The organism is bacterium (assembly GCA_004299235.1).
Lineage (GTDB): Bacteria > Chloroflexota > Dormibacteria > Dormibacterales > Dormibacteraceae > SCQL01.
The window spans coordinates 26,055-37,351 of the sequence record SCQL01000004.1; the positions used below are offsets into that span (position 1 = coordinate 26,055).

At 64.3% G+C, this 11,297-nt stretch carries 10 protein-coding genes; 5 read left to right on the forward strand and 5 right to left on the reverse strand.

All coding sequences use genetic code 11. From position 1 onward, the window contains the following. Positions 1-74: 74 nt before the first annotated feature. Both EPN29_02070 and EPN29_02075 read right to left on the reverse strand, forming a co-directional pair. The gene (locus tag EPN29_02070) at positions 75-683 is read right to left on the reverse strand and encodes an XRE family transcriptional regulator (protein TAN34683.1); all 609 of its coding nucleotides are present in this window, start codon (positions 681-683) and stop codon (positions 75-77) included. Continuing rightward, complete coding sequence (locus EPN29_02075) at positions 661-2,037, reverse strand: tetratricopeptide repeat protein (GenBank protein TAN34684.1); 1,377 nt, start codon at positions 2,035-2,037, stop codon at positions 661-663. The genes EPN29_02070 and EPN29_02075 overlap by 23 nt, the downstream gene beginning before the upstream one ends. 398 nt (positions 2,038-2,435) lie before the next feature. Between EPN29_02075 and EPN29_02080 the strand changes: the two genes are divergently transcribed. Further along, entirely contained in the window at positions 2,436-3,278 is an 843-nt protein-coding gene (locus tag EPN29_02080; protein ID TAN34685.1) for a hypothetical protein, read from the forward strand. A gap of 64 nt (positions 3,279-3,342) precedes the next feature. After that, on the forward strand, positions 3,343-4,263 hold the full coding sequence (locus EPN29_02085) for a carbon-nitrogen hydrolase family protein (GenBank protein TAN34686.1): 921 nt from the start codon (positions 3,343-3,345) through the stop codon (positions 4,261-4,263). Here the strand turns inward: EPN29_02085 and EPN29_02090 are convergent. Genes EPN29_02090 through EPN29_02100 form a run of 3 tightly spaced genes read right to left on the reverse strand, consistent with a single transcriptional unit; the run spans position 4,260 to position 7,715 of the window. Then, the gene (locus EPN29_02090) at positions 4,260-4,964 is read right to left on the reverse strand and encodes an ABC transporter ATP-binding protein (protein ID TAN34724.1); all 705 of its coding nucleotides are present in this window, start codon (positions 4,962-4,964) and stop codon (positions 4,260-4,262) included. The genes EPN29_02085 and EPN29_02090 overlap by 4 nt on opposite strands. 28 nt (positions 4,965-4,992) lie before the next feature. After that, positions 4,993-6,912, reverse strand: a complete 1,920-nt coding sequence (locus EPN29_02095) for an ATP-binding cassette domain-containing protein (protein TAN34687.1) — start codon at positions 6,910-6,912, stop codon at positions 4,993-4,995. After that, positions 6,819-7,715 carry a branched-chain amino acid ABC transporter permease gene (locus EPN29_02100; protein TAN34725.1) on the reverse strand — a complete coding sequence of 299 codons (897 nt, stop codon included), beginning with the start codon at positions 7,713-7,715 and terminating at the stop codon, positions 6,819-6,821. The genes EPN29_02095 and EPN29_02100 overlap by 94 nt, the downstream gene beginning before the upstream one ends. Before the next feature lie 180 nt (positions 7,716-7,895). Between EPN29_02100 and EPN29_02105 the strand changes: the two genes are divergently transcribed. The 3 genes from EPN29_02105 to EPN29_02115 are packed head-to-tail and all read left to right on the forward strand — an operon-like array spanning position 7,896 to position 11,273. After that, positions 7,896-9,086 (forward strand): amidase, encoded by a 1,191-nt coding sequence (locus tag EPN29_02105; protein TAN34688.1) that lies wholly within the window; start codon positions 7,896-7,898, stop codon positions 9,084-9,086. Beyond that, on the forward strand, positions 9,083-10,267 hold the full coding sequence (locus EPN29_02110; GenBank protein TAN34689.1) for a branched-chain amino acid ABC transporter substrate-binding protein: 1,185 nt from the start codon (positions 9,083-9,085) through the stop codon (positions 10,265-10,267). Before EPN29_02105 ends, EPN29_02110 begins: the two co-directional genes overlap by 4 nt. A gap of 58 nt (positions 10,268-10,325) precedes the next feature. Next, positions 10,326-11,273 (forward strand): dihydrodipicolinate synthase family protein, encoded by a 948-nt coding sequence (locus tag EPN29_02115; protein TAN34690.1) that lies wholly within the window; start codon positions 10,326-10,328, stop codon positions 11,271-11,273. Positions 11,274-11,297 lie beyond the last annotated feature (24 nt).

The window sequence follows — 11,297 nt, forward strand, 5'->3', positions numbered from 1 at the left end:
CGCATGTAAAGAAGACGCGCGCGAGAGGGTCGTCGCTGCGGAGCTGGTATCACCACATGGCCGCCCGCCCGCTCTTACGCGACGAAGAAATCGATCGGTCGGCCCAGCCGCTCCGCGAGCTGGGAGAGGACTTCTTGCGATGGACGCACATCGGCGCTCTCGTACATGTGAACAGCGGCTCTGGAAACAATCCCCTCCCCCAGTGCCTGCAACGAGAGCCCAGCCGCCATCCGAGCCTCTTTCAGCGCGCCCGTTTTCAGAACGACCCCGGCCCGCCTGCCGCGCGTCCGTCGACCAAGGGCATGGCGGCCACGTGGTGGTTGCCCGCGTCCGTCCATCGCCGTGCGCATCCGATCGATCAGACGCTGCAGGTCCTCGATGCTGGGGCCCTCACCGGTCGCCGTGTTCCCGGCGACGAGGACATGGACGAGCTGTGGGGTTGGCGTGTACGAGGACGCGGGCGCGAGCTCGATGGCTACGACCTGACCCTTTCGATCGCGTTCAATGGTGATTCCGCCGGTCGCCGACTCGCGTCGCCTGCGCTTCAGCTCATGGTCGATGAATTCGAGCCGGATCACGTCGCTCGTCAGGTCCACAATCAGCCGCACGCTGGCAATTCTGGGATCTGGTCCACGCCATGTCCAGCGCCACGATCTGCTGCTAGGAGACGCGCGCCTCCTCATCCCAGCGATTCAAGGCGATCTCAAAGGCGGCCGATCTGCCGATATGGGCAGCCAACTTCCACTGGCGCGCCGCCGCGCTCACATCTCCGCGGTCGTCGAGCAGTTGCGCGTATCTCATATGACACTCGCGTAAGCGGTCACGCATCTCACCCTCGCCGAGAATGCGGATCGCCTGCAGAAAGTGATCGTCCGCCGAGCGCGGGTTGGCTTGCCGCTCTTTCAGCTGACCGAGGAGCATCTGCACGTCAGCCAGGACGATCCGTTCACCCAACGCCTTCCCGACCTCTTCGGCCTGATCCAGGTAGCTTCGGGCCTCCTCCAGGCGACCGTTTCGCAGACTGACGTCGGCGAGATTGGCCAGGATGAAGCCGCGGCCGCGCCGGTCGATCCGGAGTGCTTCGGCCCCGGCCAGGGCGGTGAGGAGGTGTCGTTCAGCCAAATCGATCTGCCCTGCCTGCAGAAGCAACTGACCGAGATCGTTCTCGACCCGATATACAGCGCTCAAATCGGACTCGATGGCGTAAAGCGCCAGCGCCTTGTCGAAGTGCTGGCGGGCCCTGACCGGCTGCCGCAGACGCTGATATGCCGCACCCAAACCGTGGTGCATCTTCGCCAGCTGAAGCAGGTCCTTCACGGCACCGGCCGCATCGACGGCAGCTTCGTAATGACTGATCGCCAAGGCCCAGGATTCGCCCACGACGAACATGCCGGCGATGTGACCCAGGATCCGAGCCTCCAATTGGGGCGCCTGCGGTTCGAGTTTGCGGCAGCGCTCCAGCGCTTGGTTCGCAAGCGCGATGGCCTTTGGATCTTCCAGCAGCCCCCAGGCGCTCGCCTCCCAATCAAGCGCCTCGACCGACAGCCACTCGTCTTGTTGCCGCTCGAATTGCGCACGCGCCAGAGGTAGGTGGGCGAGTGCCTCTTGTGGTTGCACCAGTCTGCAATGGGCTTGGCCGAGATAGAAACGGACGAGCGCTCGCGCTTCTTCGCTCCACTGCTTCTCAAGGACCGTCACCCCGAGCTTGACGACCGCCTCGAAGTCACGAACCGACGTGAGCCGCTCGAGTTCGTGCAGCTCCTGTTGCGGCTCGGTCAGGCTTGGATGTGCACCTGGATCGAGCAGGAAGTACTCGATCGGCTTGCGAGTCTGGCGGGCGATCAGCTGAAGGGTTTCCAGGGAGGGCTTGACCCGGTCGTACTCAACAAGGTGGATCGCGGTTCGGCTGACCTGGTCGGCGGCGACGTCGGCCAGGCTCAGCCTGGCCTCGAGTCGCGCTTGGCGGACCGAGCCCTCTCGGATGGCTATCCCGCGGCGGCGACCACGATACCTGGTGTCGAGCATGGCGGTGAGCATACCGCCATGCCCGACCGATCAGCGATCGATTTAGCGATTAACTTTACGGAGTCGGGCCGATGGAGCTCGCTGCGGCGGGCGCGATCGCGAGCACCACGCCCACGACCGCCAGCAATGCCGACATGACGAATCTGCGCATTTGGGTTCACCTCCTATTCAGTAATGGCGCGAGTGTCGGTTGAGTTGACAAGCACTGTCAACTCAAAGCGGCCAGAAGCGGAGACCAAGTGCGCGGCGTTGCCTGGCTACAAGAGCCAAGCTGTTAAATCATTGGTCCAAGGGGATTGGCCGGCGCCGCGCCTTCGCGGGGCCTGTGCGTGATGGGGCCTCAATGCAGGACCCAATCTCGATGGCATATGATCTACGAGATCTGATATGCAACGGCTCCTAGGGGCAGCGTGCCGTGGTTCAGCCCGCGATCACCCTGGTGGCCCAGAGGAGATGAGCCTGTGAGTGGAGCCGAGAAGCAGTTCGTCAGAACGGAGACGATCGGCCATGTCGCCGTCGTGACGGTCGATCGGCCACCGGTGAATGCGTTCAGCCAGGCAGTGGGGGAGGAGCTCGCCCAAACTTTCGAAGAGCTGGCGGGCCGAGGCGACGTCTACGTCGTCATCCTCACGGGTGGGGATCGCCTCTTCTCGGCCGGGGTCGATATCAAGGAGCTCAACCTGGAGAACGCCACCGACCCGGCACAGGCGGTACCTCGCAACCAGCGCTTCGAGAACATTTGCCGCAGCATCGCCAGCCTGAAAGCCCCGGTCATCGCTGCCATGAACGGATATGCACTTGGTGGCGGTTGCATGATCTCTGTCTACTGCGACATTCGGGTCGCGGCTGAAGACGCTTCGTTTGGCCTCCCGGAGATCAATCTCGGCGGTGTTCCAGGGTCTGGGATGCAGCGGCTGAGCCGGTTGATCGGCCAGGGGAGGACCAAGCTGATGGTGCTCACGGGTGACTCCATCGACGGGCGGGAGGCCTACCGGATCGGACTCGTCGACGTCCTCGCCGGTCCTGGCCAGGCTCTGCCGGCGGCCCTCGAGCTGGCCCAGCGGATAGCTTCCAAACCACCCCTGTCGGTCCAGGCCTGCAACCAGACGATCAGCCTTGGCGCGGATCTGCCCCTCGAACGCGCGCAGGCGATCGATCTTCTCTTCGTCGAGCGGGTGGCCGGTACCGAGGACCGTGCCGAGAGCCTGCGTGCGTTCCTCGAAAAGAGGGCGCCTCGCCTGGCCGGGCGTTGACGGGCGGGGGACAAGTTGATCGAGAGCAGCGGGCCAGTGGACAGCTGAAAGGAGGTCTTGTGACATGACAGTGACAATCGGTGTGGCTCAGTTCGTCAGTACCGACACGACGCATGAAAACCTACTTTCCATCGACAGAATGGTCGCGCGAGCAGCCGACCAGGGCGTGCAACTACTGGGCTTCCATGAAATTGCCAACACGTCCTACCCGTGTTTCATACAGGATCCGAAATACAGAGAACTTGCGGAGCCGATTCCGGGCCCCTCGACAGATCACGCCAGTGAACTGGCGACCCGCCATGGCGTGCACATGGTCCTGCCGCTCTATGAACGCCAAGGCGACATGCGGTTCAATACGGCCGCCTTCATCGAACCGGGCAAGGGCGTCGTGGGCAAATACCAGAAGTCTCACATTGCCAGGTCGCGCGTCCACAGCCCTGGGGACCTGAAGACGGCAGATGAAGCGTATTACTGCGAACCGGGACAGACCGGATTCTCCACCTGGGACAACGTCCAGCTCGGAATCAGGATCGGGGTCCAGATTTGCTACGACCGGCATTTTTTTGAAGGAGCGCGCAGCCTCGGACTGCAGGGTGTCGACCTGGTGTTTGTGCCGACAGCCTCATATCGGAAGTTCATCATTGAAACGCTGTGGAACGCGGAGTTGCAGGCGATGGCGTTTCAGAACACGTTTTTTGTGGCGGGGATCAACAAGATCGGGCCGGTCACGGGTTTCACCGACGGCCGGCGGTTTCCCGGACGCTCGCTGATCGTCGATTTCGAGGGCCGGGTCATGTCTCAGGCGGGGGATGAGGAAGCGTTGGTGGTTGCCGACATTGATCCTGCGCGGGCTCAAGACGCGAGGGACGTGCTGCGTTTCTATGAGCTCCGGAGACCCGAACTGTACGAGCAGCTGACGCGAATGGACGCGGGAGCCGACTTTGACAGGGCGGCGCACCGATCAGATGGAGATCCCCGCCTCTAGACCCCCAGGTACGCCCCCCGCACGTGGTCGTCGGTGAGGAGGCTTTTGGCCTCTCCCTCGAGACTCACGGTGCCCGATTCGATGACATAGGCGCGGGTGGCAAGGCGCAAGGCCAGGCGGGCATTCTGCTCGACGAGCAGGACCGAAGTCCCCGCCTTGTTGATGCCCAATATCACCTCGGCGATGGCGCGCACCATCATCGGTGCCAGGCCCAGCGAGGGCTCATCGAGCATCAGGACCTTTGGGGTACCCATCAGCGCCCTGCCGATCGCCAACATTTGCTGCTCGCCGCCGCTCAAGGTTCCCGCCAGTTGCTTGCGCCGGTTGGCGAGCACCGCAAAAAGGTCGAAGATCCGGGCCAGGTTTTGCTTCGCGGCCAGCCTGTTGGAGGCGCCGTAGGCGCCGAGGTCCAAGTTCTCCTGAACCGTCAGGGTCCCGAAGATCCTGCGACCCTCCGGTACGTGCGAGATGCCCATTCGCACGCGCTGATCAGCGGACACACCGAGCAGGTCGCGTCCCTGGAAGACGACCGCGCCGCGGCGGGGCCGCAGCAGACCCGAGATGGTGTTGAGCGTCGTCGTCTTGCCCGCGCCGTTGGCTCCGATGAGTGCGACCAGCTCAGACCGTCCGAGTTGCAACGATAGTCCGCGAAGGGCGCGGACGTCGCCGTAGTAGACGTCCAGGTCCCGCAGTTCGAGAATTGAATCGGTGCCCAATTCGCTGGCCCGATCAGGCAGACAGTGAATCGTCTTCAACGCCAAGGTATGCCTCTATCACCTCCGAATCGTTCCGGATCGTCTCTGGAGCACCCTGGGCGATCCTGCGGCCGTAATTCAAAACGACGATCTGATCGGCCAGGCCCATGATCAGCGGCATCGTGTGCTCGACGAGCAAGACCGTTATTCCGAGGTCAACGATCTGCCTGATAAGTTGCGTCAGGTCAAGGCGCTCGCGGTCGTTCATGCCGGCCGCCGGCTCGTCCAGGATCAACAGCTCCGGCTGGGTCGCCAGCGCGCGCGCGATCTCCAGCCGCCGCTGGTCGCCGTAGGAGAGGTTCTTGGCCTCCGTGTAGGCCAGGTTTCCGAGGCCGACGAATTCGAGCTGACGAAATGAATTGGCGATGATCGCTCGTTCTTCCGCCTGCTGCCTGGGGGTGCGAAACACGATTCCGAGCACACTGGCGCGGCTGCGCGAGTGACATCCCGCCATCACGTTCTCGATCACGGACATGGTGCCGAACAGGCGGATCGATTGGAAGGTGCGGGCTATCCCCGCATCCACGATCCGGCTGGGCCGCCAGTGATGGATCGGCCGGCCCTTGAACAGGATTTCGCCCCGGTCCGGTCGGGTGAACCCGGTGATGAGGTTGAACACGGTCGATTTGCCCGCGCCGTTGGGCCCGATCAGGGCAGTCACCCGACCGGCCTCGATCACGAAGTCCAAGTCGTCGACAGCGGCCAACCCCCCGAAATGCTTGGTGAGGTTGCGGACCTGTAGGAGTGGGCCCGTCGCCGCTCCGGGTCGGGTGACCCGGGTCGCGCCCCGGCCGCCGAGGTGGTCGGCGGCGCCTCCGCCCCGCGCGTACCGACGCACCTTGTTCGGCCACAGCCCTTGAGGCCGGTAGATCATCATCCCGATCAGTACGATGCCGAAGACGATGAACCGGTAATCCTGCAGCCCCCGCAGCGCTTCGGGCAGCACGATCATCGCGGCGACGCCGACGAAGACGCCAGGCAATCGACCCGATCCGCCGATGAGGACGATGATCAGGACGGTCACCGACTCCCAGACCGAGAAGCTGTCCGGTGTGACGACCGACAGGATGGCGGCAAACATGACTCCGGCCAAGCCGGCGCAGGTCGCGCCCAGGCCGAAGGCCAAGAGCTTGGTGGTTACCAGGTTGATACCGACGGCTTCGGCCGCGATCTCGTTGTCACGGATGCACATCCATGCGCGGCCCAATCTGGAGTTGCCGAGGCGGGCCACCGCGATCAGAATCAACACGGTCGCGGGAAGCACCAGGTAGTACTGCTGCATCGGTTCGACCAGATCGATGCCGAAGAAGTTGGCGGCGGGTACGCCGACCACGCCGTTCGGTCCTCCGGTCAGCCAGTCGAGGTTGCGCACGCTGAGGCGGATGATCTCGCCGAAGCCCAGCGTGACCACGGCCAGGTAGTCCGCGCGCATCCGCAGCACCGGAAAGCCCAGCAGCGCTCCCGCCAAGCCGGCCAGAATCGCTCCGACCGGCAGCAGCAGCCAGAAGCTGATTCCGTAGTGAGTGGCCAGCAGCGCCGAACTGTAGGCACCGATCGCGTAGAAGGCTATGTACCCGAGGTCGATCAACCCCGTGTAGCCGACCACGATCTCCATGCCCGAGGCCAACATGATGTAGAGGCTCGCTTCGACGCAGATCGCCAGCACATAGTTGTTGGGTACGAGCAGCGGAAAAGCCGCGGCGACGGCAATCAGCAGGCCGGTCCGCCGGCGGCTGTGGCCGGCCCCCACCAACGGCAACCTCGACGTCCTCTCACCCAGCGCTTGCAGCATCCCCACCATCAGAGCTTCTCGACCACTCGCTCGCCGAACAGACCCCACGGTCGGAAGAGGAGCATCAGGATGAGGACGACGAAGGCTATGGCGTCGGTCCATTCCGAAGATACGTAGCCGGCGACCAACGCCTCCACCACCCCCAGCGCGAAGCTCATGAGGACCGCGCCCAGGATGTTGCCCATGCCTCCGAGGACAGCGGCGGTGAAGGCTTTAAGGACCGCCTCGAAGCCCATCAGATAGTTGAGGGCGCCGTACTGCAATCCATACATCACGCCGGCCACGCCACACAGACCTGAGCTCAAGACGAAGGCGATCACGATCACCCGGTTGACATTTATGCCCATGAGCAGGGCTGTGCCGGGATCGAGACCGATCGCTCGCATGGCCTTGCCGACATTGGTTCGCTGGACGTAGAGATGGCAGCCGATCATGAACACCAGCGAGGTGATCACGATCACGATCTGCGCGGGCGTGATCACGAGCCCGGCAAACAGGAACTTGGCGTACGGCAGGATGGCTGGGAACTGTGGGTATCCCTTGCCCCAGACGATCATCACTATGTTCTGGAGTAAGAGCGAGACGCCGAGGGAGGTCATGAGCAGTGGGACCTTCTCGTTGCGGCCGATCGGCCTGAACGCGAACCGTTCCGAAAGGACGCCGCTGACCACCGAGCCGGCGACCGCGGCGACGAGGGCGAGGCCGACCAGCAAGAAAAGGGGCAGGTGCAGCCATGACCCGGTGGAGATGATGGCGGTCATGCCGAAAAAGGCGCCGACGGTGAAGTAGTCGCCGTGGGCGAAGTTGATCAGCTTCATGACGCCGAAGACGATCGTGAAGCCGATCGCGACGAGGGTATAGCGCGCCCCCGTCGTGACGCCGTTGACGAGTTGCTGCCCGAACAGCGACAGCCCCCCGCCGCCCAGGACGCCAAACATGTAGCCAGCTAGCACGGCCCATCTCCTTGCAGAACGGTCATTGGCCCCCCGCCGCCTGACCCGGCGATCCCGCGGGGCCCGGCATGTGATGTATCATATGGAATATGATGTATCATACGGCGTATGCGAGCGCAATTATAGGGTGAGCTGCAAGTGATCGCAGCTGACGCCAGGGCTGCCATCAAGCGCCTTGCTCGCTTGAACGCCTTCATCGCCCTCACGGATGAGGACGGCGAAGGTCCCTTGGTGGCGGTCAAGGACGTGGTCGACGTCCAGGGCATGCTCACCACCACTGGCGCCAGCGCGCGCGGCCTGCGCCCCGCCGCCGAGGATGCGGACGTCATCCGGGCGATCCGATCGGGCGGTTGCCTGGTGATCGGCAAGACCAACTTGAGCGTCAACGTCGCCTGCGCCAATCCGCACTACGGCCGGGTCCTCAATCCACGCGATGAGCGGCGGATCACAGGTGGGTCCTCCGGCGGCTCGGCCGCGGCGGTCGCGGCCGGTCTCTGCTCGTGGGCGATCGGTACCGACACGGGTGGCTCGGTGCGCATGCCCGCGTCGCTATGCGGAGTGGTCGGGTTCAAGCCGACGCTCGGCCTCGTCAGCACCCAGGGCGTCAGTGTCCTCAGTCCGACTCTGGACACAGTCGGGGTGCTGGCTCCAGGCGTCCGGACCGCGGCGTCGGCGATCGCGCTGATGTCGGGCCGCCCGGAGCTCGTGTCAGAGGAGGTTGGCCCGGCGTTCGGGAGCTACCGACTGGGCGTGCCCAGCCGGTGGCTGACCGGCCTCGACCACGATGTGGCCCGAGCCTGGCGCGGCTTGGAGACCAACGCTGAAGAGGTGGCGGTGCCCGATCTCGAGCGGATGGTCGCGACTCACAAGCGCATCGTGCGGCCAGAGGCCGTCCTCACGTATCGGGATCGGCTGTCCGGGGACGCCGACTACCACGACCAGGAGGTTCAGGAGTATCTCGAGATCGGGCTTCGCCTTGGCGCCGTGGACTACCTCCAAGCGCGGAGGGAGCGCGAGCGGATTTGCCATGAGGTCGAAGTCGCGATGCTCGGCCTGGATGCGCTGATCCTTCCCACCACGCCATGTGTGGCGCCGGTCTACGAGGAAGGTGTGCACCCGGATGATGACCTTCTCCGGTTCGCGCGACCGTTCAACGTGACTGGGCAGCCGGCAATCTCGGTCCCTGTTCCCGGAACCGGCTTACCGGTCGGTATTCAGTTGGTCGGGCGCTTCGGCGAAGACGCGAAGCTCCTCCAAATGGCCCAAGCCCTCGAGCAATTGCTGTTGGCGACTTTTCCTGAAGGAGGCACGAGTCCGAGATGAACATCAAGACTGCGCTGGGCTGGGCGCCGGCCGCCGCGCTCGCCATTGGAGCGCTGGTGACCGGCGCCTGCGGTGCGCCGGGCGGACAGTCGGGGAATGCCTCCGGCCCAATAGTGATTGGCGGCCTTACCCAGACCACCGGGGTCGACGCATATGTGGGCGCTCAATGTAAAGACGCGATGCAACTGGCTGTCGACCAGGCCAACGCGGCCGGCGGCATCAACGGGCGGCAGATACAGCTCACCTTCGAGGACGACCAGGACGATCCCGCAAAGGCGGCCACCCTGACGCAGAAGATGATCAACGAGGGCGTGGCGGCGGTCGTGGAGCACGACTCCAGCGCCATCACCCTGGCCGTATTGCCGATCGCCAACCGAGCGCGCGTGGTGGTGATGTCAGTGAGCGCGACCTCCCCCAGTGTCACCGAGCGCGGATACCACTACTTCTTCAGGACCATCAATCGCGCCGACCGCGGCCAGCCTGTCATCGAGGCCGATTACGCGGTCGAGGCCTTGCACGCCACTTCGGCGGCGGTGCTCAACGACAAGACCACCTATGGACAGAGCTTCACGGACGCCTTCGCGGCGGAGTTCGCGGCCAAGGGCGGCAAGATCATCGCCACCGATTCGATCACGGCTGGCGCTGCTGACTACACCCCGATTCTCACCCGGATCAAGTCGAACGCCCCGGACGTGCTCGTCTACGGCGGTTACTATCCCGAAGCCGGCCTCATCGCCAAGCAGATGAAGCAGCTCGACATGTCCACCGCCTTCATGTCGGCGGCGCTGCTGGGCACCAACTACACCGAGATCGCGGGTCCCGGTGCGGTCGGGACCATCAACGGTGGAGCCCCGGACCCCAAGTGGTTCCCGCCGGCCAAGAAGTTCTTCGACGCCTTCTCGAACCGCTACCACCAGAATCCGACCGAATGGGCGGCGCACGCCTACGACGCCACGAATATCTTGATCGCCGCCCTGCGTAAGTCCGGTTCCGACAACAAGCAGGCGCTGCGGAATGCGGTCGCCGGTGTCTCCAATTACCCGGGCACCTACGGCCCCATCAGTTTCGACGCCAAGGGAGACATCACGACCAATGGCAACGTGATCTTCGTTTTCAGGGGCGGCCAGGATTGGGCGGCATACGGCCGTGCCAACGGCAAGTGGTCACTGATCCGCGAATGAAGGGCGTGAGATCCTGCCGTGTCAGCCGCATACGAGTGGTTCGGGCCGAGGTACTGAGATGACGACGCACTACGCGTCCAAGCTCGACACCTCGGCGGTGCGGGAGGGGTTGCAGACCGTGGTCGCCATCACGGTCACCCCCTTCGATGCCGAAGGCGTCGTTGACGAACGCGCTTTCAACCGGGTCCTCGATCGAATGCTGGATGCCGGGGTGACCGCCATCACCGTCAACGGCAACACCAGCGAGTTCTACTCGCTGACGTCGAAGGAGTGGCACCGGCTGACCGAGCTCGCGATCGAGCAGGCTCGCGGCCGCGCCCTGGTGATCGCGGCCGCCGGCTACGACGTGGCCACCGCGATCGAAATGGGGCGGGCGGCCCAGGAGCTGGGCGCGACCGCGCTGATGATCCAGCAGCCCGTCCATCCGTATCAGTCTCCTGAAGGCTGGCTGGAGTACCACCGGAGCATCGGGGCCGCTCTGCCGGACCTCGCGCTGATTCCCTACCTGCGCAGCCGCATGGTGACTGCGAGCCTGCTCGATCGCCTCGCGAGCGACTGCCCGAACGTGCTGGGAATCAAGTACGCGGTGCCGGACCCGCTGCGTTTCACAGAGGTGGTGGGTCAGGTCGGCAGTGAGCGCCTGGCCTGGGTGTGCGGCCTGGCCGAGCCCTGGGCGCCCTTCTTCTGGCTCGCCGGTGCCCGTGGGTTCACGTCGGGGCTGGTCAACGTGGATCCTCAGCTGTCGCTCGCCATGCTGCAGCACATGCGTCGTGATGAAAGCGACGCGGTCATGGACATCTGGCGCCTCATTCAGCCGTTCGAGCAGTTGAGAGCGGCTGACGCCAGCGCCCGCAACGTATCGGTCGTGAAGGAGGCCCTGGCCGCGGTCGGACTCTGCTCAGCCCGGGTTCGTCCGCCGCTGAGCCTGCTGAGCGATTCCGAGCGAGATCTGGTGGGGAGCATCCTCGCCACCTGGGAGCGCCGCGGAATCGCGGGCGGGGCATAACCACCGCTTCCCCTATTCCGCCGG